Origin of the sequence: Sorangium sp. So ce406, assembly GCF_051474675.1 — a bacterium.
Lineage (GTDB): Bacteria > Myxococcota_A > Polyangia > Polyangiales > Polyangiaceae > Sorangium > Sorangium cellulosum_G.
The window spans coordinates 12,415,497-12,441,195 of the sequence record NZ_CP150340.1; the positions used below are offsets into that span (position 1 = coordinate 12,415,497).

19 protein-coding genes are annotated in these 25,699 nt (G+C 70.7%); 10 read left to right on the top strand and 9 right to left on the bottom strand.

The window, feature by feature from the left end:
- The first annotated feature begins 21 nt into the window (after positions 1-21).
- Both WME96_RS46665 and WME96_RS46670 read left to right on the top strand, forming a co-directional pair.
- Positions 22-561: a hypothetical protein gene (locus tag WME96_RS46665; RefSeq protein WP_437287998.1), complete on the top strand. Its 540-nt coding sequence runs from the start codon at positions 22-24 to the stop codon at positions 559-561.
- Positions 558-1,976, top strand: a complete 1,419-nt coding sequence (locus WME96_RS46670) for an MFS transporter (RefSeq protein ID WP_437287999.1) — start codon at positions 558-560, stop codon at positions 1,974-1,976. Before WME96_RS46665 ends, WME96_RS46670 begins: the two co-directional genes overlap by 4 nt.
- A gap of 36 nt (positions 1,977-2,012) precedes the next feature.
- Here the strand turns inward: WME96_RS46670 and WME96_RS46675 are convergent, their stop codons facing one another.
- Together WME96_RS46675 and WME96_RS46680 are read right to left on the bottom strand one after the other, a co-directional pair.
- A complete protein-coding gene (locus WME96_RS46675; RefSeq protein WP_437288000.1) occupies positions 2,013-3,464 on the bottom strand; it encodes an HTTM domain-containing protein in 1,452 nt (483 codons plus the stop codon).
- On the bottom strand, positions 3,358-4,332 hold the full coding sequence (locus WME96_RS46680; RefSeq protein ID WP_437288001.1) for a hypothetical protein: 975 nt from the start codon (positions 4,330-4,332) through the stop codon (positions 3,358-3,360). The genes WME96_RS46675 and WME96_RS46680 overlap by 107 nt, the downstream gene beginning before the upstream one ends.
- Before the next feature lie 419 nt (positions 4,333-4,751).
- On the opposite strand from WME96_RS46680, the gene WME96_RS46685 reads away from it, so the two are divergent.
- The gene (locus WME96_RS46685) at positions 4,752-5,789 is read left to right on the top strand and encodes an oxidoreductase (protein WP_437288002.1); all 1,038 of its coding nucleotides are present in this window, start codon (positions 4,752-4,754) and stop codon (positions 5,787-5,789) included.
- A 213-nt stretch (positions 5,790-6,002) separates the two neighbouring features.
- On the opposite strand, the gene sucD is transcribed toward WME96_RS46685, so the two are convergent.
- The 5 genes from sucD to murA form a co-directional block, all read right to left on the bottom strand.
- Positions 6,003-6,884 carry a succinate--CoA ligase subunit alpha gene (gene sucD, locus WME96_RS46690; RefSeq protein ID WP_437288003.1) on the bottom strand — a complete coding sequence of 294 codons (882 nt, stop codon included), beginning with the start codon at positions 6,882-6,884 and terminating at the stop codon, positions 6,003-6,005.
- Between the two features lie 94 nt (positions 6,885-6,978).
- Positions 6,979-8,181, bottom strand: coding sequence for an ADP-forming succinate--CoA ligase subunit beta (gene sucC / locus WME96_RS46695; RefSeq protein ID WP_437288004.1), 1,203 nt, complete (start codon positions 8,179-8,181; stop codon positions 6,979-6,981).
- A gap of 207 nt (positions 8,182-8,388) precedes the next feature.
- Entirely contained in the window at positions 8,389-9,315 is a 927-nt protein-coding gene (locus tag WME96_RS46700; RefSeq protein WP_437288005.1) for a hypothetical protein, read from the bottom strand.
- 168 nt (positions 9,316-9,483) lie between these two features.
- Positions 9,484-10,119, bottom strand: coding sequence for an ATP phosphoribosyltransferase (gene hisG, locus WME96_RS46705; RefSeq protein WP_061615021.1), 636 nt, complete (start codon positions 10,117-10,119; stop codon positions 9,484-9,486).
- Positions 10,116-11,387: a UDP-N-acetylglucosamine 1-carboxyvinyltransferase gene (gene murA / locus WME96_RS46710; protein ID WP_061615022.1), complete on the bottom strand. Its 1,272-nt coding sequence runs from the start codon at positions 11,385-11,387 to the stop codon at positions 10,116-10,118. Before murA ends, hisG begins: the two co-directional genes overlap by 4 nt.
- A gap of 175 nt (positions 11,388-11,562) precedes the next feature.
- Between murA and WME96_RS46715 the strand changes: the two genes are divergently transcribed.
- Together WME96_RS46715 and WME96_RS46720 are read left to right on the top strand one after the other, a co-directional pair.
- Entirely contained in the window at positions 11,563-12,747 is a 1,185-nt protein-coding gene (locus tag WME96_RS46715; protein WP_437288006.1) for a thrombospondin type 3 repeat-containing protein, read from the top strand.
- A 146-nt stretch (positions 12,748-12,893) separates the two neighbouring features.
- Complete coding sequence (locus WME96_RS46720) at positions 12,894-13,382, top strand: DUF2452 domain-containing protein (protein WP_433932376.1); 489 nt, start codon at positions 12,894-12,896, stop codon at positions 13,380-13,382.
- A gap of 37 nt (positions 13,383-13,419) precedes the next feature.
- Here WME96_RS46720 and WME96_RS46725 read toward each other — a convergent pair whose 3' ends face one another.
- Positions 13,420-14,406: an NAD(P)H-quinone oxidoreductase gene (locus WME96_RS46725; RefSeq protein WP_437288007.1), complete on the bottom strand. Its 987-nt coding sequence runs from the start codon at positions 14,404-14,406 to the stop codon at positions 13,420-13,422.
- 34 nt (positions 14,407-14,440) lie between these two features.
- A complete protein-coding gene (locus tag WME96_RS46730) occupies positions 14,441-15,565 on the bottom strand; it encodes a serine/threonine-protein kinase (RefSeq protein ID WP_437288008.1) in 1,125 nt (374 codons plus the stop codon).
- A gap of 492 nt (positions 15,566-16,057) precedes the next feature.
- Between WME96_RS46730 and WME96_RS46735 the strand changes: the two genes are divergently transcribed.
- From WME96_RS46735 to WME96_RS46755, 5 genes are all read left to right on the top strand, one after another.
- Positions 16,058-17,716: a serine/threonine protein kinase gene (locus WME96_RS46735; RefSeq protein WP_437288009.1), complete on the top strand. Its 1,659-nt coding sequence runs from the start codon at positions 16,058-16,060 to the stop codon at positions 17,714-17,716.
- A gap of 328 nt (positions 17,717-18,044) precedes the next feature.
- The gene (locus WME96_RS46740) at positions 18,045-21,131 is read left to right on the top strand and encodes an AAA family ATPase (protein WP_437288010.1); all 3,087 of its coding nucleotides are present in this window, start codon (positions 18,045-18,047) and stop codon (positions 21,129-21,131) included.
- A gap of 191 nt (positions 21,132-21,322) precedes the next feature.
- The gene (locus tag WME96_RS46745) at positions 21,323-23,566 is read left to right on the top strand and encodes an SLC26A/SulP transporter family protein (RefSeq protein ID WP_437288011.1); all 2,244 of its coding nucleotides are present in this window, start codon (positions 21,323-21,325) and stop codon (positions 23,564-23,566) included.
- 222 nt (positions 23,567-23,788) lie between these two features.
- Positions 23,789-24,757: a polyamine ABC transporter substrate-binding protein gene (locus WME96_RS46750; protein ID WP_437288012.1), complete on the top strand. Its 969-nt coding sequence runs from the start codon at positions 23,789-23,791 to the stop codon at positions 24,755-24,757.
- A gap of 354 nt (positions 24,758-25,111) precedes the next feature.
- Positions 25,112-25,636 (top strand): GNAT family N-acetyltransferase, encoded by a 525-nt coding sequence (locus WME96_RS46755; protein ID WP_437288013.1) that lies wholly within the window; start codon positions 25,112-25,114, stop codon positions 25,634-25,636.
- The last annotated feature ends 63 nt before the right edge of the window (positions 25,637-25,699 follow it).

The window sequence follows — 25,699 nt, forward strand, 5'->3', positions numbered from 1 at the left end:
GCGCCGAGCCGGAGGCCACGCATGACCGACAACGCCCTGGGACTGTTCATCCATCGCACCCGCGCCAGCTGGGGACCGCTCAGCAGCGACCTGGTCGCCAGCTGCCGCCTTCACCTCGAACAGCTGGCGAACGCGCACGCCGTCGAGCCCTGGCTCGCGGCGCTGCACGAGGAGGCGCCCGCGTCCACGGAGCTCTACCGGGATGCGGAGCACGGCTTCGTGCTGCTGGCGCACACCGAGCAGGCCGGGCTCTACCGCCCGCCGCACGATCACGGTCGCGGCTGGGTGATCTACGCGCTGCAGCGCGGCGAGATCGCGATGTCGACCTACGCTCGCGTCGAGACCGGAGCCGGCGTCCAGCTGGTCAAGCGTGACGAGACGCTGTTGCGCGCCGGGCAGGCGCAGCTGTTCTTGCCGGGAGACATTCACGACACGCGCTGTGTTGCCGGCCCGGCGCTGCTGTTCCGCTTTACCGAGCGTGATCTCGCACGGGAAGATCGGGTCGAGCGGCGCGTGACCCGCTATGTCGAGCGCGACGGCGTCTGGACGGTGGGACCATGATGGCGCTGCGCACCTCGGTCGCGGACGCGCGCCTGCCGGGCGAGGCGTCCGCTCAGGCGGCTTCCGGTGCGCACAGCCCGGCGCGCGCGGAGGCGATCGCGTGCGTGCTCGCAGCCATGGTGCTGGTGGTGCTCTCCGCGGGCATCGCCAACGTGGCGCTGCCTGCGCTGGCGCACGCGTTCCAGGTGACGCCCGCCGTGTCGGTGCGCGTCGTCAGCGCCTACCAGCTCGGGCTGGTGATGGCCCTGTTGCCGTGCGCCGCGCTGGGCGAGAGCCTGGGCCATCGCGCCGTGTTCACGGCGGGCGTCGGGCTGTTCACGGGCGCGTCGGCGCTGTGTGCGCTGGCGCCGTCGCTCCACTGGCTGGTCGCTGCGCGCTTCTTGCAGGGGCTCGGGGGCGCCGCCGTGATGGCGCTCGGCGTGGCGCTGCTGCGCTTCGTGGTGCCGCAGGCGCAGCTGGCAGCCGCCATCGGCTGGAACGCGCTCGCCGTGGCGCTGTCCTCGGCCGCGGCGCCCGCGGTCGGCGCCGCGCTGCTCTCGAGCGCGCGCTGGCCCTGGCTGTTCGCCGTCAATCTCCCGCTCGGCGTGGCGGTGCTGCTCGCCACGCGCGGTCTCCCCGGCGTCCCCGGCACGGCGCGAGCGCTGGACGCGACCAGCATGGCGCTGAACGCGGGGGCCTTCGGCGCGCTGATCGCAGGCGCGGAGCTGCTGCCCGCGGCGCCAGCGCTCGGGGCCGGCGTGCTCGCCGCGTCCGTCCTGAGCGCGACGCTGTTGCTCCGCCGCGAGCTGCCGAAGGAGGCGCCCCTGGTGCCGCTCGACCTGCTGCGTAGCGGTTCGTTTCGCGTCTCCGTGATCGCGTCGGTCGCGTGCTTCGCGGGGCAGGCCTCCGCGCTGGTCGCGCTGCCCTTCTATTTACGGCACGGCTTTGGCCAGGACGCCCTGACCACCGGGCTGATGATCACGCCCTGGCCGCTGAGCGTGGCCATCACGGCGCCCGTCGCGGGCCGCCTCGCCGACCGCATCTCGACGGCCTGGCTGTGCGCGACGGGCGCGGCGTGCCTCGCGCTGGGGCTCGCTGCGCTCGCGCTGTTGCCGGCGCACGGCAGCGCGCTTTCGCTGGCGCCGTTCGTGGCGCTGTGCGGCGCGGGCTTCGGCCTGTTCCAGGTGCCGAACAACCGCAACATGTTCCTCGCGGCGCCGCGCGCGCGGAGCGCCGCCGCGGGCGGCATGCAGGGCACCGCGCGGCTGACCGGCCAGACGGCGGGCGCTGTCGTCATGACCTTGCTCTTCACGCTCACGCCGATCGACGCCGCGCCGCGCCTCGGCCTCGGTATCGGCGCCGTGCTGGCGCTGAGCGCCGCGACCGTCAGCGCGCTGCTGCCCCTGTTCGTGCGGTGTTCGTCCTCCCGTCCGTGATCCCCCTCGATGCGACAGGGGTTCTGACATGCGGCGTCAGGGCGGCCGCACCACCGCGAGGAGCCCCCTCGGCTGCGAGGCCAGATCCAGCGTCGGGTCGACGAGGTCGCGGAAGGGCCCTCCGTTCAGCGACGCCATGACCTTGGCCGTGACGATCGGCCGCACCCCGAAGTCCTCCTGCCAGCGGTCGGCCACGTGGCGCGCGAAGTCGACGATCATGTCGGGCCGCGTGCACATCTCCCCGATCTGACGATCGGTGAGCCACTCCCCGAGGTCGAGCGACTCGCGCACGCCGGTCCTCGGGTCCAGCATGTGAATGTCGAGCTCGCTCACGTTCTTGTCGCGGAGCTTCATGCGCCACGAGAATCGGTGTCCGGCCTCGTTCCAGGCCACGTCGCCCGGATAAGCCCAGTGGCGGAGCGGCACCACGAGGTGGACAAGGAGGTATCCGTGCAGCAGCGCGAGCGGCAGGGCCCGCCGCCGCGGCGCCGCGGGCGGCGGGGCAGGGACGTCGCCGGCCCCGCGGTCCGCTGCCCTGAACAGGAAGGGCAGCCGTCGCCTCGGCCACGAGGGGTCTCCGAACAGCGCGAGCGAGGCGATCATCGCGTAGGGGAAGATCCCGATCTTGAACAGGAAGGCGTTGCTGAGGTTGAACGCCACGGCGATCGCCGCGCCGAACGGGAAGGTACGTCGAGAGAAGAGCAGGAAGCCCATCGAGAGGTCGATGAGGAGCCCTGCATAGGAGAGCGCGAGCCCCGCTGCCGGCGTGGCGAGGAGCGGCCCGACGAGGGGCGCGTCGGCGCGATCGGCGAGCCACATCGTGAGCGGCTGCCCGCGGAGCCAGTCGCCGTTCAGCTTCGCGAGGCCGCCGTAGAAGTAGACGATCGCGATCTGGGCCTTCAGGGCAAAGAGGTAATAGCGCGGCGCGGTCTCGGCCGGCGCGCTGGACGGCGCGGCGCGCCGCCTGCGGAGGAGGTCCAGCGAGAGCGCGCGGTGCGCGGGGGCGACGGCGAGCAGCAGGCCGAGGAGGCAGAGGAGATAGAGGTGGTTGAGGTACTGCGCCTTGTCGAGGAGGAAGACGTACGTGAGGGCGGCGCAGAGCAGCGCGGCGCTCACCCGGTAGAAGAGCCCGGCGGCGCAGAGGAGCGCGAGGACGAAGAGGGCGGCGAAGTGCCAGTACATCCCCGTCCCGCCCCAGGGGCGGATGAAGGGGACGAAGCTGAAGAAGAAGCTCGGCTCGATGTAATAGCGGGCGATCCGATCGTGGAGGGCGTAGCGGACGACCTCCCATGCGATCAGGGCGCCATAGCCGACGCGAAAGACGGCGAGCGAGGCGGCGTCGACCTCGGCGGACAGGTAGGCCGCCCAGCGGCGGGCGAGATCAGTGCCAGTGCCCGCGGTCGTGCTTGTGCTTGTGCTTGCCCTTGTGCTTGCCGTGCACGTGGATGTGGACCCTTCGCCCGTCGTCATCGTCGTCGTCGTCGTCATCGTGGACCACCACCACGCCTGGATTCGTCTGGACCTTCACGCCCACGTTCCACGTCGTCGCCACGACCACGTTCAGGGACGGCGCGCTCGGGCCGACGACGACGTGCACGCCGGGGCGATACCCGACGAGCACCACGTCGGCGTGGGTCGGGTGCGCCACGACGACCGTGAGCTTCACGGGGTTCACCTTCGCCGCGATCGTGCCGGTGCAGTAGAGGCCGCCGGGGGCCGGTTTCAACAGGATGAGCTCGGAGCCCGACCCCACGAACCCGAGCTTGATCTTGCGGTCGCCGACGGGGATCGGCTTGAAGTTCGCGTCGAGGACATACACCCTGACCTGGCCGGAGGTCTTGTCCGCGACCACCTCGATGGTGTCGTCGCCGACCACCTGGATGACGCCGCCGTTGGGGCCTGTCTTGCCCGGCGGGATGGGCCGCTTCTCGGCCTTCCGCGCGCCCTCGACGATGACCTTCGTGCCCCCTGCGGGCACGTGGAGCGTGCCGTTCCACGGCTTCCCGGAGACGACGACGTTGTATTTCACCTCGGTGAGATCGGCCTCGAGCCGGGGCCCGGCCGCGATGAGGAGCCCTGTCTTCGGGTCGAGCGCGAGCGGGACCTGCGCGTCGCCGTTCGGCCCTTTCCAGGTGAGCGTCCCGCTCACGTCCTTGTCGACGGGCTTGCCGTCAGGCGTCTTGACTGCGGCCCTCACGGCGCCGTCGGCCGCGAACTCCCACCCGACCGAGCCGCCGTCATGCTCCTCGATCAGCGGCTCTTCGAGCGCCACCGGGGCCGCCTCGACCGACTCCTCGGTCACGCTGGCCTCGGCGGTGGTCTTGCATCCCGCCGCGAAGGGGCTTCCGGCGATCAAGGTGGTCAGTGCGAGTACGGAAAGGACGCTCCTGGCGTGCATCACAAGCCTCCGAACCGAGGAGGCTATCGCAAGCGCCACGCCGCGTCTTCACGAACCGTCTCGCCCCGCGAAGAGGAGGGTTATGTGCGACGACATTGGACGCATGGAGACCACGTCTCCCGTGATCATCGCTGGCGCAGCGGTCCGTGGTGAGGCCGTGTGTGTCGCCCTGTTGTTGGGCAGAGCGCACCCGGCGAAGAACAGCAATGGCGGCGCGTCTGGGGGGCTGCCAGGCGCGATGGCGAGCGATGCGGACGCGCCTGGCGGTTCGCGTGCCGCCGAGCGCGCCTCGCGGAGGCCCTGCGCGGCCTCGCCGCCCCGCCGGGCTTCCCCCCGGCGCCCCTTCGGGCTAGCGTCCGCCGCGAGCCCGCCCTGCCATGTCCCAGCGCGTCTATGTCGGCCTCATCGGCTACGGCCTCGCCGGCGCCGTCTTCCACGCCCCGCTGATCCGGTCCGTCCCACGGCTGCGCCTCGCGGCCATCGCGACCCGACGGGAGGGCCAGGTCATGACCGACCACTCGGGCGTCGCCGTGCATCCGACGCCCGAGGTGCTGATCGCCGAGCCCGGGATCGATCTCGTGGTCATCGCCTCGCCCAACGAGACCCACTTTCCGCTCGCGCGGGCGGCGCTCGAGGCGGGCAAGCACGTGGTCGTCGACAAGCCGTTCACGAACACGAGCGGCGAGGCGGACGAGCTCATCGCGCTGGCCGCGCGCAAGGGCCGGCTCCTGTCGGTGTTCCAGAACCGCCGCTGGGACGCCGACTTCCTCACCGTGCGCCACTGCATCGAGCAGGGCCTGCTCGGCGAGGTGGCCTCGTACGAGGCGCACTTCGACCGCTTTCGCCCTGCGATCAAGCCGGGCTGGCGAGAGCAGGAGTCGCCCGGCTCGGGGATCCTGTACGACCTCGGCGCCCACCTGATCGACCAGGCCCTCGTGCTCTTCGGCCCGCCGCGCGCCGTCACCGCCGACGTCCTGGCGCAGCGGCCCGAGGCGCGCACGGTCGACCATTTCCACCTCACGCTCGACCACGGCAGGCGCCGGGTCATCGTGCGCTCCTCCACGCTGGTGCGCGAGCCGGGCCCGCGCTTCGCGGTCCACGGCGACGGCGGCAGCTTTCTCAAGTACGGCCTCGACGGCCAGGAGGAGGCCCTCAAGGCGGGCAAGCGCCCCGGCATGCCGGAGTGGGGGCGCGAGGACCCGCGCTGGTTCGGCACGCTGGTGACGGCGGACGGCGAGCGCCGCACGATCGAGAGCCTGCCCGGCTCCTACGAGGCCTATTACGAGGGCATCGCGGCGGCGATCCTCGACGGCGCCCCGCCGCCCGTGCGCGCCGAGGAGTCGCGCGACGTGATCCGCATCATCGAGGCCGCCATGCGGAGCTCGGCCGAGCGGCGGACGATACCGCTCGAGTGAGCGGCCGCGACCGGAACAACGTCAAATACATAGATATCGTAGGCCCCCGGCGAGGGGGCTCAGGGCTCGTGGCGCGGGGTGGGGGATGGGCCGATGTCTGAGGCGTAGACATGGCTCATCCGGCTTGCCGGATGAGCCATGTCTACGCCGAGTTCGGCGGGGCCCCCACCCCGCGCCACGAGCCCTGAGCCCCCTCGCCGGGGGCCGGGCAGCTCAGCGCGCCGCCTGGAGCGCCGCCTGCATCGCGACGCCCATCTCGGCCGGCGTGGCGGCCACCTTGGCCCCCGCCGCCTCGAGCGCCGCGATCTTCTCGGCCGCCGTGCCCTCGCCGCCCGCGATGATCGCGCCGGCGTGGCCCATGCGCTTGCCCGGAGGCGCCGCGCGGCCCGCGATGAAGGCCGCCACCGGCTTCTTCATGTTCTGCTTGATCCAGGCCGCCGCGCGCTGCTCGGCCGTCCCGCCGATCTCGCCGATCAGCACGACCCCGTGGGTGTCGGGATCCTGGTTGAACATCTCGAGCACGTCGATGAAGTCCATCCCGCCGACCGGATCGCCGCCGATGCCCACGCAGCTCGACTGGCCGATCCCGAGCGCGCTGAGCTGGCCGACCGCCTCGTAGGTCAGCGTGCCCGAGCGGGACAGGACGCCGATGTGCCCCTTCTTGTGGATGTGGCCCGGCATGATCCCGATCTTGCACTCGCCGGGCGTGATCACGCCGGGACAGTTCGGCCCGATGAGGCGCGCCGGCTTCCCCTCGAGGAAGCGACGCACCCGCACCATGTCGAGCACCGGCACGCCGTCGGTGATGCAGATGACGAGCCGGCAACCCGCGTCGACCGCCTCGGTGATCGCGTCGGCGGCGCCGACCGGCGGCACGAAGATGCACGAGACCTCGGCGCCCTCGTTGCGCACGGCCTGCTCGACCGTGTCGAAGATCGGCACCTTGTCTTCGAAGCGCTGGCCGCCGCGGCCGGGCGTCACGCCGGCGACGACCTTCGTCCCGTACTCGATGCAGGCGCGGGCGTGCTGCGAGCCGTAGGCGCCCGTGATGCCCTGGAAGACGACCCGCGTGTCCTTGTTGACGAGGATGCTCATCGCTTGATTACTCTACCTTCAACGTGGACAGGAGCCCGGCAATCGCCGTCGCTCGCTGCTCAACTGGGTTCGGGGCTCGGTGCTCGCGGGCGCCCTAGGCGCCAGGTTGGGCCTTGCCGCCGCGCGTGGCGGCGACGATCTTCTGCGCGCCGTCGGCCATGGAGCTCGCCGACTGGATGGTCAGGCCGCTCTCGTCGAGCAGCTTGCGGCCGGCCTCGACGTTGGTCCCCTCGAGGCGCACCACGAGAGGCACCTTGAGCCCGAGCTCCTTCGCCGCGGCGATGACCCCGGCCGCCACCACGTCGCAGCGCATGATGCCGCCGAAGATGTTGACGAAGATGCCGCGCACCCGCTCGCTTCGCAGGATGATCTGGAACGCGGTCTTGACCTGCTCCTGCGAGGCGCCGCCGCCGACGTCGAGGAAGTTCGCCGGCTTGCCGCCGTAGTGCAGGATGATATCCATCGTCGCCATCGCGAGCCCGGCGCCGTTCACGAGGCAGCCGATGTCACCGTCGAGCGAGACGTAGGAGAGCCCGGCCCGCTTCGCCTGGAGCTCGACCGCATCCTCCTCGTCGACGTCGCGCATCGCGTTCCACTCGGGGTGCCGGAACTCGGCGTTGTCGTCGAAGCTCACCTTCGCGTCGAGCGCAAAGACGTCTCCGGCGCCGGTCACGACGAGCGGGTTGATCTCGAGCAGCGAGCAGTCCTCCGCGGTGAAGCACGTGTAGAGCGAGGCCACCAGCTTGAGGAACTGGCGCTGCGTCTCCTTCGCGGTGAGCCCGAGCGCGATCGCGAGCTGCCGCCCCTGGTACGGGGCGAGGCCGAGCACCGGATCGATGAAGAGCTTGTAGATCTTCTCCGGCGTGCTGTGGGCGACCTCCTCGATGTCCATGCCGCCCTCGGTCGACGCGATCACCGCGACGCGGCGGCGCTCGCGATCGACGAGCATCGCGAAGTAGAGCTCGCGCGCGATGTCGAGGCCCTGCTCGATGTAGAGCCGCCGGACCTTCTGCCCCTCGGGGCCCGTCTGCTTGGTGACGAGCTGCATGCCGAGGATCTTCTCGGCGAGCGCCGTCGCCTCCGCGCTGCCGCCCTTCGCGACCTTGACGCCGCCGCCCTTGCCGCGGCCGCCCGCGTGGATCTGCGCCTTCACGACGACGACAGGGTTCCCGGTCTGCGAGATCAGCCGATCGGCGATCGGCGCCACCTCGCTCGCCTGGAAAGCGGGCTCCCCTTTCGGTACCGGCACGCCGTAGCGGGCGAAGACCTGCTTGCCTTGATACTCGTGGATTTTCATGAGAGGGGCCGCCACCCTATCACAAGGGGGGCCCGCGCGAGACGCGAAAGAAGGGCGACGGGCGCCGCGAGCGCGATCGCGCGGCCGCTCAGGTGACGATCGGTAACGATCGGTAACGCTCGGGCGCGCGCTTCGCCGGCCGCCGAGCCGGCCCTACCCTGATTGTTTCCTGTGTTTCATGGAAAAGTGCGGCGCCGCGCCGTCTCTTCACTTGGCGGCATACGGCGGCGGCTCGGGCCGGCGGAGCGCCACGAGGGCGAACAGGCCGGGCAGGATGTCGTCCTCGACCCGCGATGCCTTGCCTTCGAGGCTGATCTTGAGCTCGTCGAACGGCGCGTAGGTGAGCCCGGCGCTCGCCGAGACGCTCGGCTGCGGCGCGAACAGGAAGGCGGAGAGGGCACCTCCGGGCTCGTGGAGAGCCTGGACTCGGAAGAGCGGATGGATTGCCACCTTCGGAAGGATATTGGCGATGATCTCGCCGCCTACCCACGGCTTCAGCTTTACCGCCCCGACGTCGTCCGCCATGCCGACCAGCCCCACGCTGCCGTCGATCGAGACCGACAGCGCCTCGGCCGGGTAGACCTCCAGGGCGACGACCGCCGAGTAGAAATCGATCGTCGGATATAACGCGACGCCCGACCAGGTCGACCAGAGCGCCTGCATCGTGGTCAGGCCGGCGCCGAACGTCGGCGCGTCGACGTCGAGATCGAAGCCGCCGAAGACGTTGACCTCGTACCCCTCGCCGAGGACGAGCCCGGGCTCGACGCCGAGCATCCGGCCCGGCACGGTGCTGATCATCGTCGAGAAGGTCGGGAAGTAGTTGATCCAGTTGTCCCAGTCCTCGATGCCAATCGCATGCGAGATGACGCCGAGCCGGAGGTGGTAATCCTCCCGGCCAATCTGGAGCATCGCCCATTCCGGAGGACCGATCTTGATCTCCGGCGCGGGCAGGGACCACTCGGGATAGACGAACCCCGGCAGGCCGAACCCCGGCAGGCCGAGCGGCGCCGAGGTGGCCTGGACGTCGAGGTCGAGCCGGAAATAGAGCGAGTCGCTCGCGGCCCGGAGGCCGACCTCGGCCTGCGCCAGGGCGTCGAAGCGGTGGGTCCCCGGCGGGTCGCGGTGCACGCCCACGACAACGCTGGTCCCCCCTCCCACCCACGTGTCGATATCGGCCGGAAGCGCGGCGAACAGCGGTAGCAGCGGGGCCTCCTCTCTTCGTGTCTCCGATGGTGGCAGTCGTCGATCCGCGAGCCGGTCATCGGTCCGGCGAGCGGCGATGACCGCCGCCGGACCGCGCCGTCACCGCTGCGCGCCGGCCGTCGCGGCCCGCAGGCGCTCGACCAGCGGGCGCACGTCGTCGCTCCGCAGCTTGTACGACGCGCGGTTCGCGATGAGGAGCGTGCTCACCTCGGTGACCGTCTCGAGCACCTCGAGGCGATTCTCGCGCAGCGTGGCGCCCGTCTCGACGATATCGACGATCAGGTGAGAGAGCCCCACGAGCGGCGCGAGCTCCACCGAGCCGTGCACGGGGATGATCTCCGCCACCACGCCCTTGCTCGCGAAGTGGTCGCCGGCGATCCGCGGGTACTTGGTGGCCACGCGGGGCAGATCGGGGATCGGCGTGTCCTCCGGCCCCGCCACGACGAGGCGGCATCGGCCGATCCCGAGATCGAGCGGCGTGTAGAGATCGTGGCGGCGCTCGAGGAGCGTGTCCCTGCCCGAGACCCCGAGATCGGCGGCGCCGTACTCGACGTAGGTCGGCACGTCGTCCGGCTTCAGGAACACGTACCGGAAGGCGCCGTCCGCGGTCGGCCGGACCAGTCGGCGATCGTTCTCCTGGAGCGGCGTGCTGTCGAGCCCGGCGCGCTGCACGAGCGGGATCAGATCCTTCAGGATCCGCCCCTTGGGCACGGCGATCGTGAGCGGCTTCTTCATCCGGCCCGCCCCTCGACGCGGACCGCGTCGGCGCCGAGCTGCGCGAGCTTGCGCTCCATGAACTCGTAGCCTCGATCCAGGTGGTAGACGCGCAGCACCTCGGTCTCGCCCTCGACCGTGACGAGCCCGGCGATGACGAGCGAGGCGCTCGCGCGCAGATCCGTCGCCATCACGGTCGCGCCCGACAGCGGCGCGCCGCCGTGGACGTGCGCCGTGTGGCCGTCCACGTCGATGTGCGCCCCCATGCGCCCGAGCTCGGGGACGTGCATGAAGCGGTTCTCGAAGATCGTCTCGACGATGCGCGACGTGCCCTGCGCGAGGCACATCAGGACCATGAACTGCGCCTGCATGTCGGTCGGGAAGCCCGGATGCGGCGCGGTCGTGACGTCGACGGCGCGCAGCGGCCGCCCGGGGTCGCGGCGCACGCGCACGCAGTCGCCCTCGCGGCCCACCTCGACGCCCGCCTGGCGCAGCTTGGCCGCGACCGCCTCGAGGTCCTCGAGCGGCGCGTTCTCGATCAGCACGTCGCCGCCGGCCGCGGCCGCCGCGACCATGTACGTGCCGGCCTCGATCCGGTCGGAGATGATCGCGTGATCGAACGGCTCCAGCTCGTCCGCGCCCTCGATGTGGATGACGTCCGTGCCGGCCCCGCTCACGCGCGCGCCCATCTTGTTGAGCACCCGGCCGAGCTCCTCGACCTCGGGCTCGCGCGCGCAGTTGACGAGCGTCGTCCGCCCCTTCGCGAGCGCGGCGGCCATCATCAGGTTCTCGGTGCCGGTCACGGTCGGCAGGTCGAACACGACCTCCGCGCCGCGGAGCCGCTTGCACTCGGCGACGATGTAGCCGCGCGACAGCCGGATCGTCGCGCCGAGCGCCTCGAGCCCCTTCAGGTGCTGATCGACGGGGCGCGTCCCGATCTGGCAGCCGCCGGGGAGCGACACCTTGGCGCGGCCGAAGCGCGCGAGCAGCGGGCCGAGGACCATCACGCTCGCCCGCATCTGCTTGACGAGCTCGTAGGGGGCCTCGGGGCGCACGTTGTCACCGGCGCCGACCTTCACGAGCGGGGCTGCCACCTCGACGTTGCGGCCGAGGAACCGGAGCAGCGCCGAGGTCGTCTCGATGTCGCGCAGCGCGGGCACGTTGCGGAGCAGGCTCTCGCCGTCGGAGAGCAGCGTCGCGCAGAGGATCGGCAGCGCCGCGTTCTTCGCGCCGCTGATGCGGATCTTGCCGGAGAGCGGCTTGCCGCCCCGGATCCGGATGGAGTCCATGCCCCCGCTATCGCACAACCCGCAGCGGAACGCGATGTTTCGGGCGTCCCGCGCGCCCCGCCGGTCGGTCGTCGCGTCCGCCGGTCGTCCCGCCTGCCGCCAGCGTCCAGCGCCCCGTGCGGGGCGGACGACGGGGCGCCCCATTTCCCCAGCGCTGGATTAGTCTTCCCGGGCCATGCGACCGAGCGCCTTCGCCCTGACCTCGCTGCTCGCCGCCTCCGTCGCCTCGCTCGCCGCCGCCCAGCCCTCGGCGGACCTCCGCGGGTTCCGCGCCTCGATCGATCCCGGGGCCGGCGTCTACCTGGAGCCCGCCGCGACCCCGGACACCGGAGAGTGGAGCGCGAGCCTCTGGGCCTCGTACGCCTTCCGCCCCATCGTGCTCCGCGACCCGGCGTCGGACGAGGTCCGCTTCGACGTCATCCGCCACCAGGTCAGCGCTGATTTCGCGGCCGGCGTGGGCATCGCGCGGCGCCTGCTCGTGGGGCTCACGCTGCCGGTGGTCCTCCACCAGACCGGCGACGCGCCGACGTCCGACGCCACGCGCGTGCTCGGCCCGACGTGGGTCCCCGCGCAGGCGCTCGGCGATCTCGGCCTCGTCGGCAAGCTGACGCTCGTGCAGCCCACCGGCGGCGATCTCGGCGGGCTCGCGCTCGCGCTGCACGACCGCTTCACGCTCCCCACGGGCGACGAGGCGTCGTACGTGGGCGAGGGGAGCGTCACGAACGAGCTCAGGCTCCTCGCCGAGTACCGCCTCATCGCGTTCGGCGCGCACCTCGCCGCCGGGCTCAAGCTCCGCGCCGAGCGGGCCCGCTTCGCGTGCCAGGCGACCCCGATCGACGCCTCGGGCGCCGATCCGTGCCCCACGGTGTTCGGCCACGAGCTCCCCTTCGGCCTCGGCCTCTCGTTCCGGCCGCAGATCCTGGGCATCGATCCGGAGGGGCGCGCCACGTTCTTCCTGGAGGCGCACGGACACCTGCCCCTCTCGCCCGTGGGGCCGTTCGAGCGCCAGGAGATGGCCGCCCTCGAGCTCGGCCTGGCGGCGCGCTACGCGCTCGGCGACTTCTCGCTCCTCGCCGGCGTGCAGACCGCGCTCGTCGGCGGCATCGGCACCTCGCCGCTGCGCGGCGTGCTCTCGGTCGCGTGGACCCCGCGCGTCCACGACGCCGACGACGACGGCGTGGACGACGACGCCGACCAGTGCCGCGAGCTCGCGGAGGACCGCGACGGCTTCCAGGACGACGACGGGTGCCCCGAAGGCGACAACGACGAGGACGGCGTGTTCGACGACGAGGACCGCTGCCCCACGCAGCCGGAAGACGAGGACGGCGTCGCGGACGAGGACGGGTGCCCGGACCCGTGACGACCGCCGGGACGGCGCCCCGGAGGTGGGGGCCGCGCGCCCGGACGAGCCCGCCGCGGCGGGCGCCGGCGACGTCACGGAACGGCGATCTCGCGCCGCGGTCGCTACAGCGCGGGCGCGCGCTGCACTAAGCTCCGGGTCTCCGCATGAGCGACGACGGTTTCACCAGGCACGGCGGCGGCCGCCACGAGGGCCCCGCCAGCACCTCGCCCTACCCTCTGAGCCGGCTCTCCGCCCCGCACGAGCTGGTCGACGTGGCGCGGGAGATCCAGCAGGCCGACGCGCTGCTCGGCGCGGTCACCGGCGGCAAGCTCGCGCAGATCGCCCGGCAGATCCGGGCGCTGCAGGAGCAGGCCCGCCAGGTGCTCGAGGCCGCGCAGCGCGACAGCGATCTCCACCGGGCGGCGTGCAGCTTCAAGAAGCGGCCCGGCCACGTCTATCACCTCTACCGGCGCGCCGACGGCGTCCGCTACCTCTCGATGCTCTCGCCCGACGAGTGGGGCGGCTCGCCGCCGCACGCGTTCGAGGGATCGTATCGGCTCGAGGTCGACATGTCGTGGACGCCTGCCGACGAGGCCGAGGCGCACGACGCCGAGGCCGGCGCGCTCGCGCGGCTCCTCGGCCGCGGCGCGTGACGACGCGCCCGCGCAATCTGACGTCGATCACGTTCGATCACGCGTCGAGCCGGAGCAGCACCTTCCCGAACGACGCGTTGCTCGCCATGTAAACGTGCGCTGCTGCTGCATCGTCGAGCGAGAAGACCCGGTCGACGATCGGCCGCACGGCGCGGCTCGCGAGCCACGGGGAGATGTTGCGCTCGAGCACCTGCGCCGCGGCGATCTTCTCCTCGAGGGGGCGCGAGCGGAGCACGGTGCCGATCAGCTCGACGCGCTTGCGCAGGAGCTCGCGCAGGTCGAGCTCCGCGGACGCGCCGGCCGTCAGCCCGACCAGCGCGATGCGGGCCCGCATCGCGCACGCCTTGAGGTCCTCGTTGACGTATGCGCCGCCGACGAGCTCGAGCACCGCGTCGACGCCCGCGCCGCCCGTCGCCTTCAGCACCTCGTCCGCGAACTTCCCGCCCGACGCCGCGATCCCGGCGTGCAGCCCGAGCTCGCGGCAGCGGTCCAGCTTGTCCTGCGTGCGCGACGTGCCGGCGACGAAGCACCCGAGCGCACGCGCGATCTGGAGGCCGGCCGTCCCCACGCCGCTGCCGACCGCGTGGACGAGCACGCGCTCGCCGGGCGCGAGCCGGGCGCGCGTCACGAGCGCGTCGTAGGCGGTCACGAACGCCTCGGGGACGGCCGCCGCCTCCTCGTCGGTGAGCCCGTCCGGCACCGGCGCGACCTCGCGCTCGTGGGCGACGATCCGCTCGGCGTAGGCGCCGCCCGGCACGAGGCCGAAGACGCGATCGCCCGGCGCGAAGCGGCGCGCGCCCTTGCCGACGGCCTCGATCACGCCCGCGTACTCGAGCCCCGGTACGTCCGGCGGCGCGCCGGGCGGCGCCGGGTACACGCCGAGCCGCTGGAGCAGATCGGCGCGGTTCACCCCGGCGAAGCGGACGGCCACGCGCACGTGCCCCTCGGGCACCTCGGGCGGCTCCACGTCGCGCACTTCCAGGACGTCCGGCCCGCCCGGCTCGCGAATGACGACGGCTCGCATGGTCCCCACCTCCCGCGCCTCCCGAGCGCGCCGCTCACTCTTCCATGGGCGGCGGGAGGACGCTCTTCCGGTAGAAGTACTCGACCTTCTCGGAGTCTGGATCGGCCGGCTCGGTCGGCTCGGCCGGCGGGGCGCCGCCGATCGCCGCCTCGATCTGCACCTGCTCGAGCGCGTCGAGCATCGAGGCCGCGCTCGGGAAGCGCTCCTCGCGGTCGAGCGCGAGCGCGCGCATCGTCGCGACGTCGAGCGAGTGGGGGACATCCGGGCGCAGCATGCGCGGCCGGATCGGCTTGACGCGCTGGATCTCCGCGAGCAGGGCCGCCGGCGTCGGCGCCTTGAACGGGAGCTGCCCGGTGAGCATCACGTAGAGCAGCATGCCCACCGAGTAGAGGTCCGCGCGCGCGTCGAGATCGCGGACGCCCTGGGCCTGCTCCGGCGCCATGAAGGCCGGGGTGCCGGCCACCGCGTGGCTCCCCGCGGCGCCCGTGGAGACGAGGATCGACGGCCCCGACCCCGTGTTGAACGCCTCGGCGACGCCGAAGTCGAGCACCTTCACCGTGAGCGGGCCGCGGCCGCCGCCGACGAGGCAGATGTTGTCCGGCTTGAGATCGCGGTGGAGGATGCCCTCGGTGTGCGTGACGACGAGCGCGCTGAGCACCTGGACGGCCACGTCCAAGACGACGGGGATGGGCATCGGGCGCTCTCGCGCGAGCCGCTCGGTGATCGTCTCGCCCTCGAGCCGCTCCATCACGAGGTAGGGCGTGCCGTCCTCGAGCACGCCGAGATCGTAGACCTCGACGATGTTCGGGTGACCGAAGCGGCCCGCGACGGCGGCCTCGTTGTGGAAGCGGGCGATCGCCGTCTTGCTCTGCGCGTACTGGCCGCGGAGCGTCTTGATCGCGACGCGGCGCCGCAGGCCGATGTGGATGGCGTCATAGACCATCCCCATCCCGCCCTTCGCGATGACGCCGAGGATGCGGTAGCGATCGTGCAGGAGCCGGCCGACGAGCGGAGCTTCCTTCGTCGGCCGGGGCTGGTCGGGATCGAACTCGGGCGCGAGCGGGCCGTCCACCGGCCACACCGACTCGCCCCTGCTCGTCGGCGGCACCCGCGTCGAGGAGGGCGGGGCGACGCTCGGCGTGAGCGCCGTGCCGTGCACCGGGCACCTTTCGGTGTCCGACGGGTGCGGCAACCCGCACGCCTGGCATCGGATAAAGTGCTGCGGCGGCATCGGGGACCCGGTCAGAGTACGGGTACATCCGCCCATGCAGCAAGCTCGTTCAGGGAGCAAGCGTCCCGGCCGGGGGCGCGTGCCCACAGCGTGCGGTCGGGTAGCCAACGGATGTCAACTTCAGCAGCCGGGTTGGATCGGCTCGCGGCTTACGGTAGGCTGAGCTCAACGTGCCGCAGCGAGTCCGGAGACCAACCCGACGAGCGCGGGCGGCGCCGCGGCGAGCCGGGTCCCGGGATCTGCATCGGATGTAAGCGAAACGTGAGGCAAAGCGTGAGATAGGACGTAAGCCGGGACGTAAGACAGGCGTAAGTCGAACGCAAGGCGAACGAAGGCAGCGCGCGACGGGATCGGGGTAGGCTTTCCCCGACTGCCAGCAGTGGGGGCCAGCGGGATGGGAAGGGGAAAGAGACAGAGGCCATGAGCACGGCGGAGAAGCTTTCGGACGGTGCCTCGTCGGCCAGCGGTGAGTCCGATCCGCTGCTGGGAAAGGTCTTGAATCAGAAGTTCAAGATCCACTCCCTCCTCGCGACGGGCGGCATGGGGGTCATCTACCGCGGAGAGCAGATCGCGCTCGAGCGCCAGGTCGCGATCAAGGTCCTCACGCCCACCAACTCATCGAATCAGATCGATCCCAACTTCCATAAGCGCTTCTTCCTCGAGGCGAGCATCCTCGCCAGGCTCCAGCACCCGAACATCGTCACGGTCTTCGATTACGGCCGAGTCGAGAACATGGAGCCCGAGCGATACTTCATGGCGATGGAGTTCCTCGAGGGCGAGACGCTCTTCCGGCGGCTGCGCAAGGCCGGCCGCCTGACGGCGCCCGACGCGATGGGCGTCGCCCGGCAGATCGCGCGCGGGCTCCGCGAGGCGCACAAGCACGGCGTGGTGCACCGCGATCTGAAGCCGTCGAACGTCATGCTCGTCCCCGGCGAGGACACCGGCGAGCTCGTCAAGATCCTCGACTTCGGCCTCGTGAAGGTGCTCGCCGACGACTCGGAGGAGCTCACGCAGCAGGGCTCGTTCCTCGGCTCTCCGCGCTTCATGTCGCCGGAGCAGATCTCCCACGGCAAGGTCGATCTCCGGACGGACGTCTACTCGCTGGGCGTGATCGTCTATCAGATGCTCTGCGGGAAGGTCCCGTTCGAGGCGCAGAACTCGGTCCAGATCCTGATCGCCCACCTCCAGCAGCCCGTCCCGCGGATGCGCGAGCGCAACCCCGAGGCCGACGTCCCCGAGGTGCTCGAGGCGTTCGTGATGCGCTGCCTGTCGAAGGAGCCGGACGGCCGCCCCGCCAACATGGAGGCGTTCATCCGCGGCCTCGGCGAGTGCGCCCAGGCGATGGGCCTGTCGCCGGCGTTCGGCTCGACGGGCCTCGTGACCATGGACTCCGGCGGGACCGGCAGGATGCCCACGCCGATGCCGCCCGTGCGCGTGATGACGGCGATCCCGGCGCCCCCGTCGTCGTCCGCGGCGGGCGCGGCCTCGCCGGTGGACGACGCGTCGCTCGGCGCCGCCTCGCGCCCGGCCGACGCGGCGCCGCAGGGCCGCAAGGGCATCGTGCTCGTCGCGGTGGGGGTCCTCGCCGTCGCGGGCATCGGGGTCGCGATGTCGCAGATGCGCCCGAGCGAGCCGGCGCCGGTCGCCGCGCCGCAAGAGAAGCCGCCCCAGGTCGCCCCGCCGCCCCCGGACGTCAGCTCGTTCGTGCTGATGGTCGAGTCGATGCCCTCCGGCGCCGAGGTGCTGGAGGACGGCCAGCCCCTCGGCAACACGCCGCTCCAGCTCTCGATCACGAACAGCTCGGTGCGCGCCAGTCCCCGCCGGCTCACCGTGCGGCAAGAGGGGTACGAGCCGTATTCGATCGTCCAGGGCCCCTCGGATCAGTCGGTCCGTCTGGTCGCCACGCTCACGAAGCGCGCGGCCGCGCCGACGAGCACGCCGGCCGCACCGACGCCGCCCCCGGCGACCCCCGCGCCCAGGTCTTACGGGCGGCCGGCCCCGAGGCCCTCGCCGGCCCCCGACGCGCCGCCGCCGTCACCTCCCCCGCCTCGGCCGCTGGATATCCAGATCGAACGATGACCCTCCAGCGCCCCACACGTCTCCTCGTCGTGTCCCCGTCTGTCCTCTCTGCGCGGCCGCTCTGGGCGGATGTCCGCGCTGACGGGACTGCGCCGAATTCCAGGCTCTCCGCCGAGGGGCACCCCTCGCGAGGCGCCGGTGTGCCGCGCTCTGCGGAACTCGCGCAGCGCCAGCGCAGCGCCGCGCGCGCCCATGGGACCGACGGGACCGCCGATCGAAGATCCCCGTATTCATCTGTTCCCGCCGGCAGTAGACTCCAGGCTCTGCGTCCCGCAGACGCGCTTCCCAGGCCGATTCCAAGCGGGATCCGTTGCTGAGGAGCAAGGAAATGAACCCGCTCGTCCCCGACTTCATCATCCAGCAAGACGCTCTCGGCAACACCGAGGGCAGCTTCACGGGGGCGGTGCTGATGATCGACATCCCCGGCTTCACCGAGCTCACGGAGAAGCTGATGCAGCACGGCCGCGCGGGCGCGGAGACGCTCGCGGGCACGCTCCGGTACTACTTCGACCCGCTCATCGCCGCGGTCCACCACGCCGGAGGCTTCATCACGAACTTCGCGGGCGACGCGTTCACGGCGCTGTTCCAGGACACGCCGGACCGCAAGGTCGCGGAGTACGTGCTCGGCGCGGCGCTGTCGATGCGCGACCTGTTCGCGGAGCACCCCGAGCGCGACACGCCCTTCGGCAGCTTCCCGTTCTCGTTCCGGATGGGGCTCGCGTGGGGCTCGGTCGAGTGGGGCATCGTCCGCATCTCCCCCGAGCGCGCGTACTACCACTTCCACGGGCAGGCGCTCGCCGCGTGCGTCGCGATCGAGCGGCAAGCGCAGAAGGGGGACATCCTGCTCGACCGCGCGCTCTGCGATCGCATCCCGCCCGCGAGCGCGAAGTACCACGGCGAGGGCGTCTACAAGCTCGGCGACGTGCCGGCGCCCAGGATGCCGCAGGTCCCGAGGAACCCGCCGCGCGGCGAGGGCACCGCCTTCGTGGCGAGGGGCGTCGCCGACATGCCCCCGGAGGGCGAGTTCCGCAACGTCACGAGCGTGTTCCTCTCGTTCGAGCAGATCCCGAGCTTCGCGGAGCTCACGCGGCTCCTGCACGAGCTCTCGGAGCTGTACGGCGGCACCTTCACGGGCATCGACGCGGGCGATCTCGGCATCGCCGCGCTCATCCACTTCGGCGCGCCGATCACGCACGAGAACGACAACGATCGCGCGCTCGACTTCGCGCTGGAGCTGAAGAAGCGCGGCCTCCGGCAGATGCGCCTCCGCGCGGGGATCACGCGCGACGTCCGCTACGCCGGCTTCAACGGCGGCACCGAGCGGCACGAGTTCGCGTGCATCGGCCGCGCGACGAACCTCGCCGCGCGCCTCGTCGCGAAGGCCCCCTGGTCGGCGATCTGGGCCGACGAGCAGGTCTTCCGCGCCGGCGAGACGAGCTACCAGTGGACGACGGAGAACATCTTCCGGTTCAAGGGCTTCGACCTGCCCATCCTCGTCTACTCGCTCGAGCGCCGCCGCATCTCGGTCCAGAAGGAGTTCTACGACCTCGGCCTCATCGGCCGCGAGGCGGAGATCGAGCAGCTCGCCCGCTACGTCGGGCCGATCTTCGAGGGCAGGCCCGCCGGGATCATCTACATCGACGGCGAGCCGGGGCTCGGCAAGAGCTACCTCGTGCAGCGCTTCCGCCACCGGTGCGAGGAGCACCAGAGCGACCGGCCGTTCCTGTGGATCGACGCGCGCTGCGACCAGACGCTCCAGAGCTCGCTGAACGCGTTCGAGTTCGCGCTGAAGGAGTACTTCTGGGAGTCCTCCGCGCTCGGCAAGGAAGAGAAGCTCACGAACTTCGACGACGCGTTCGAGTACCTCCTCGAGCGCCTGCCCGAGAGCCAGGGCGCGCTGAAGCGCGAGCTCGAGCGCGCGCGCTCGGTGTTCGCGGCGCTGATCGGCATCCGGTGGGAGGACTCGCCGTACGAGCGCCTGCACCCGAAGCTCCGGTACACGAGCACGCTCTCGGCGCTCAGCTTCGTGTTCCTGGCCGAGGCGTCGCTCCAGCCGGTGATCCTCCACCTCGAGGACGCGCACTGGGCCGACGAGGACTCGCTCGAGGCGGTGCGCGTCATCGCGCGCGCGTGCAGGGGGCTGCCCATCGCGATCATCTGCACGACGCGGCGCAAGGACGACGGCACCCCGGTGCGCATCCCGCTCGACCCCGGGATCTCCGAGAAGGTGATCGAGCTGAAGCCGCTGCCGCGCGAGCAGCTCCTCGCGCTCGCGGTCCCGTTCTTCGGCGGCCCGATGCCGGACATGCTCGCGACGCTCCTCTGCGAGACCGCCGGCGGCAACCCGTTCTTCGCGCAGGAGATCCTCGCCTACTGGCTCGAGGACGGGCGCTACGGTTCGAGCTCGAGCTCCATCTCGATCTCGAACACGTTCATGCCGCCCAAGAACGTGAACAGCCTGCTCATCTCGCGGCTCGACCGGCTCGACGCGAAGGTGAAGCAGACGATCGTCGCCGCGGCAGTCCTCGGGCGCGAGTTCGACCTGCGCGTGCTCGCGCTGATGCTCCCCGACGCGTCGGTGCTCGAGGAGCACGTGCGCATCGGCGAGGCGCAGTGCATCTGGTCGCAGATGACGGAGCGGCGCTTCCAGTTCAGCAACGCGCTGCTCCGGAACGCGGCCTACGAGATGCAGTCCCGCGCGCGGCTGCAGGAGCTCCACCGGCTCGCCGCCGAGGCGATCGAGAGCCTCTACGGCGACGATCTCGAGGACCAGCTCGTGGCGCTCGGCCGGCACTGGCGGCGCGCGGGCAAGGTCGATCACGCGCGCCGCTACTTCCTCGCGGGCGCGCGGAAGGCGGCGGCGCGCTACGCGCACGAGGAGGCGACGCGGCTCTACCGCGTCTACTTCAAGCTGTCGCCGGAGCCGACGCCCGAGAGCGTCATCGTGCGCTACGAGTTCGCGCGCGACGTCCTCGAGGCGAGGAGCCGGTTCCAGGAGGCGCGGCAGGAGCACATCCGCGTGCTGACCGACGCGCAGAAGCTCGGCGATCGCGCGTCCGAGGCGCTCGGGTTCCTGGGCCTCGGCCGCAGGCACTGGGCGATGCAGCAGCCCGACGACGCGCGCACGTACTGGGAAGAGGGGCTCCGCGCCGCCCGCGAGTCGGGCAACCTGCCGACCGAGGGGCTCACGCTCGCGAGCCTCGGAATGGCCTACGCCGTCCAGGGTCGGTATGATACCGCTCGGACGCTGTACACCCGCGCGATCGCGATCGAGCGGCAGATCGGTAACCGGCGCGAGGAGGCGAGGCTCCTCGCCGATTTCGCGAAGCTGCACCGGTTGAGCGGCCACCTCGGCGAGGCGGAGGCTCTGCAGGAGCAGGCCGCCGCGATCGAGCGTGAGCTGGGCGCCTCCTGACCCTGCGCGGGGGGCCGAGGCGCCCCCCGCCGGCCCCCTGAGCATCATCGTCGTCGCGATCGTCGCTGCCGCATACCTGCCCGGCGGCGAACTCGCTATGCTCGGCGCGTCCGGGGGGCGGCGCTAGCGCGCCCCGGGCCCAGGGCAGCGCGCGGGATTTCGCCACATCGTCCGAGAGGTCTCTCAAGAGCATGACACAGCAGGAAGCAGGGGACGTTGCGGAGCCGGTGCAGGTAGAGCAGCTCGGGAAGGGCAGGCGGCTCAAGCTGGTCCAGGCGCTCCTGGCCGCTGCCGTGTCGGGGACGCTGGTCGTCACCTTCGACATCTCCCTGGCCGCGCTCGTGTTCACGCACGACTTCGCGGACCGCCTGTCGAAGGGCATCGGCATCTTCCTGATCAGCTCCGTCATCATCGGGGTGATCGTCGCCCTCCTCAGCTCGTTCCGGCCCGTCATCGCCGCGCCTCAGGAGGACGCCGCCGTCATTTTCGCCTCGATGGCCGCGGCGATCGCGGCGGGCGTCCACAGGATCGATCCGAACGCGGACGCGTTCCCGACGGTGATCGTCGCGATCGCGCTCACCTCGGTCGTCGCCGGCGGCTTCTTCCTGCTGCTCGGCCTGCTCCGCCTCGGCGTCCTCGTCCGCTTCATCCCCTATCCCGTGGCCGGCGGCTTCCTCGCCGGCGCCGGCTGGCTGCTCGTCCTGGGGTCGCTGTCCGTCATGTCGGGCAAGCCCGCCACGCTGAAGACGCTGCCGGGCCTGTTCACGAGCTCGCTGGACCAGTGTCTCACCGGCCTCCTGTTCGGCCTCCTCCTCGTGGCGCTGCTCCGGCGTTACTCGAACCTCCTGCTCCTGCCGATCCTGCTCCTCGGGTCGACCGGCGTCTTCTATCTCATCCTCTACATCTCCAACTCCAGCGTGACGCAGGCGTTCTCGGACGGGTGGCTCCTCGGGCCGTTCCCGCGAGACGCGCTCTGGCCGCCCATCCAGGCCTCCGACCTCCAGCAGGTGAACTGGTCGGTCCTGGTCAAGGAGGGCGGTGGCAACATGGTGGCCGTCACGGTCATGGCGGCCATCACCGTGCTCCTGAGCGCGTCGGGCGTGGAGCTCGCCACCGAGCAGGAGATCGATCTCGATCGGGAGCTGCGCGCGACGGGGGTCGCGAACATCGTCGGTAGCCTGTTCGGGTGCGTCGTCGGGTACATGTCGATGCCCGAGTCGTCGATGAACTTCAAGACCGGCGCGAACACCCGCCTCGCGGGCATCTTCGCGGCGTCGGTCAGCGCGATCGTGCTGGTCATCGGCGCCGACGCGATCAGCTATTACCCGCGCCCCGTGCTCGGGGGGCTCATCGCTTATCTCGGCTTTCACTTCCTGATCAACACGCTGTATGAGGGCTACTTCCGGCTGCGACGGACCGAGTACCTCGTCGTGGTGGTCATCCTCCTCGTCGTGGCGGTCTCGGACTTCCTCACCGGGGTCGCGGTGGGGCTCGGCGTGTCGCTCATCCTGTTCGCGCTCAGCTACAGCCGCATCGAGGTCATCCGCAACGCCATCTCCGGCCTGCACCTCCGCAGCAACGTGGCCCGCAGCGACGGCGAGGAGATGACGCTGATGGAGCGCGCCAAGCAGCTCTACATCCTCCAGCTCCAGGGCTACGTCTTCTTCGGGACGGCGTACAACCTGCTCACGAGCGCGCAGCAGCGCATCCAGAGCACGGACGCGGACATCCGGTATCTGCTCCTCGACTTCCGGCACGTCAACGGGCTCGACTCCTCGGCCATCGCCAGCTTCCTCCGGCTCCGCCGGCTCGCGAAGGCGCACGGGGTGAAGCTCATCCTCACCGAGGTGCCGGCGGACATCAGGAACCACCTCGAGCGCGGCGAGGTCGTGATCGAGAACGACGACGTGTGCCGCATCTACCCGGATCTGGACCGCGGCCTCGAGGCGTGTGAGAACGAGATCATCCAGGAGGCGCCGCCGAGCATGCTGCCGCCGCCCATGCTCTTCTACGACCTCCAGGACGTCTTCAACGGCAGGCCGGAGATGCTCCGCTTCCTTGGCTACCTGGAGCGGGTCGAGGCCCCGGCGGGGTTCGACCTGTTCCGGCAAGGGGACGTCTCCAAGGATCTATACCTTATCGAGAGCGGTGAGCTGACAGCGTGGCTAGAAATTGACGGGAAGAAGATAAAACGGCTCCGCACCATGGGACCGGGCTCCGTCGTCGGGGAGTCCGGGCTGTACATGGGCGAGAAACGTTCGGCGACCGTGACGGCGAGCCGCCAGGCCACGCTCTACCGGCTCTCGGAGGAGGCGCTGCAGCGGCTCACCGCCGAGGCCCCGGAGCTGGCGGCCGCGTTCCATCACTTCGTGGTTACGTTGCTTGCGCGCAGAATCGTCCACTCGACAGGTCCTGTCAAATCATTGTTCAACTAGAGCGACGAACGTCCGAGCACGCCGCGTTCCCGCAAGATGCCTTGAACAAGACGGAGAAAGGACTGACCGATGCAATACAGACGTAGACCCCTGGTGCTTGTTTCGATGCTGCTGGGGGCCCTTTCGCTTATCGCTTGCTCCAAGAAGGATCCCGCGCCGACGGGTCAGGAGTCGGGCTCCGGCGCCAAACCAGCGGCGCCCGCCGAAGTAGGCGAGTTGAACTTGCTGATCTTCCCAGACTACATCGATGAGAAGATCATCAAGGACTTCGAGGCTCAGACCAAGGCCCAGGTGCGGCTGACCCGGTACGACTCGACCGAGGAGATGGAGAGCAAGCTGGCGTACGCGGGCGCCGACAGCCAGTACGACGTCGTGATCATGGCCAGCCAGATCCTGCCCAGGATGGTGCGTCGCGGGCTCATCAAGCCGCTGGAGCACGCCCAGATCCCGAACCTCAAGAACCTGGAGCCGCGCTTCGCCGGGCCCGGGTTCGACGACGGCAACAAGCACGGCGTGCCGTATCAGTGGGGCACCGTCGGCATCGTCTACAACAAGAAGAAGCTCCCCAACCTCGACCCCTCGTGGTCGTCGCTGCTCGATCCGCAGAAGCTGGCGGGGACGTTCGTGCTGCTCGACGAGCAGCGGGACATGCTCGGGTCGGTGCTCAAGTACAAGGGGCACTCGAGCAACACCACGAACGCGAACGAGATCCGCGAGGCGGGACGCGTCCTCAAGGACGTGAAGAAGCACCCGAAGTGCCTCGGCTTCAAGGGCGGCGTGGGCGCCATGGAGGACGTCAGGGCGGGCTCCGTGGACATGGCGGTCGTCTGGAACGGCGACGCGCAGAAGGCGATCGAGCAGGACAAGGAGCGCCTCGCCTTCGTGATCCCCAAGGAAGGCTCGGTCATCTGGGTCGACGTGATGACGATCGCGGCGAAGGCGCCTCACCCCGAGCTGGCCCACAAGTTCATCAATCACGTGCTCACGCCGGAGGGCGGCGCGCAGCTCTCGATGTACACGAAGTATGCGTCGCCGAACGCCGCGGCGCAGGGGAAGCTGCCGGACGCAGATCGCACGAACACGCTCATCTATCCGACGAAAGAGGTGTCGGATCGCCTGGAGCACCACCGCGACCTCGGCGAGGCAGCCAAGGTGTTTGACGAGGTGTGGACCGAAGTGAAGTCCCAGTGATGCCGACGCCGACGACCCATGGGAGCGCGACGCGCGACAGGGGGTTCAAGGCGGTACGTGCGCCCACGTATACTGACACACAACCTCTGTGAAGTTGCCTGTCTGACCGGCCGCGACGAGCGGCGCGCGGGCTCTGCCGCACCTGGTGTGATGCGGAGGGCCCCGCGCGTGGCTGACGCGTCGGCTCGACGTCGTGCGTAACGGACACAATTCGGACGCACGGACGCCAGTTTGCGGCACCGCCTCGCGGAACGATGATAGGCTGGGCGTCATACCTGGGAGAATCCCCTGATGAGTAGCCCTCTCGATCTGCCGTTTGCCGTGCATCCCCGCATCGAGACTGAGCGTCTGATCTTGCGTGAGATCACGGAGCCCGACGCTGAAGCCTTGTTCTCCGTCTGCTCGGACGATGAGTGGCTGCGGCTCTGGGGTGCCCCCGTCCACAGGACGGTCGCCGACACGCGAAAGATGATCGGCATGCTCAAGCGCGCGCACCAGGAGGGCTCGCAGCTCCGCTGGGGCATCTGCGTGCGCGGGGCGGAGCATCATCTGATCGGCGCCGCGGGGTTCTTCCGCTTCATGCCGTATCACTACCGCGCCGAGATCACCTACGAGCAGGCGCGCACCGCGAGCGGCAAGGGGTACATGACCGAGGCGCTGCGCGCGATCGTGCGGTTCGGGTTCGAGCAGCTCGACCTGCACACGATCGAGGCCGGCATCGACCCCGAGCACGGGCCCTCGCTCAGGGTCGCCGAGCGGGTCGGCTTCCAGCGGGAAGGGTACCTCCGGGAGAACTACTTCTTCCAGGGGAAGTTCTACGACACCATCCTGTGTACGATGTTCAGCCCCAAGCCGGCGCAGCGGCCCTACAACAAGTAGCGGGGACCTTCCGGCTCACGCTCGGGGTACGGCCGCCGGAGGGCGAGGTCGTCGCGCGGGGCA

Coding starts and splice junctions, on each gene's coding strand:
- WME96_RS46665 (WP_437287998.1), top strand. CDS start 22: ATGACCGACAACGCCCTGGGACTGTTCATCCATCGCACCCGCGCCAGC.
- WME96_RS46670 (WP_437287999.1), top strand. CDS start 558: ATGATGGCGCTGCGCACCTCGGTCGCGGACGCGCGCCTGCCGGGCGAG.
- WME96_RS46675 (WP_437288000.1), bottom strand. CDS start 3,464: ATGACGACGACGACGACGATGACGACGGGCGAAGGGTCCACATCCACG.
- WME96_RS46685 (WP_437288002.1), top strand. CDS start 4,752: ATGTCCCAGCGCGTCTATGTCGGCCTCATCGGCTACGGCCTCGCCGGC.
- sucD (WP_437288003.1), bottom strand. CDS start 6,884: ATGAGCATCCTCGTCAACAAGGACACGCGGGTCGTCTTCCAGGGCATC.
- sucC (WP_437288004.1), bottom strand. CDS start 8,181: ATGAAAATCCACGAGTATCAAGGCAAGCAGGTCTTCGCCCGCTACGGC.
- hisG (WP_061615021.1), bottom strand. CDS start 10,119: ATGAAGAAGCCGCTCACGATCGCCGTGCCCAAGGGGCGGATCCTGAAG.
- murA (WP_061615022.1), bottom strand. CDS start 11,387: ATGGACTCCATCCGGATCCGGGGCGGCAAGCCGCTCTCCGGCAAGATC.
- WME96_RS46715 (WP_437288006.1), top strand. CDS start 11,563: ATGCGACCGAGCGCCTTCGCCCTGACCTCGCTGCTCGCCGCCTCCGTC.
- WME96_RS46720 (WP_433932376.1), top strand. CDS start 12,894: ATGAGCGACGACGGTTTCACCAGGCACGGCGGCGGCCGCCACGAGGGC.
- WME96_RS46725 (WP_437288007.1), bottom strand. CDS start 14,406: ATGCGAGCCGTCGTCATTCGCGAGCCGGGCGGGCCGGACGTCCTGGAA.
- WME96_RS46735 (WP_437288009.1), top strand. CDS start 16,058: ATGAGCACGGCGGAGAAGCTTTCGGACGGTGCCTCGTCGGCCAGCGGT.
- WME96_RS46740 (WP_437288010.1), top strand. CDS start 18,045: ATGAACCCGCTCGTCCCCGACTTCATCATCCAGCAAGACGCTCTCGGC.
- WME96_RS46745 (WP_437288011.1), top strand. CDS start 21,323: ATGACACAGCAGGAAGCAGGGGACGTTGCGGAGCCGGTGCAGGTAGAG.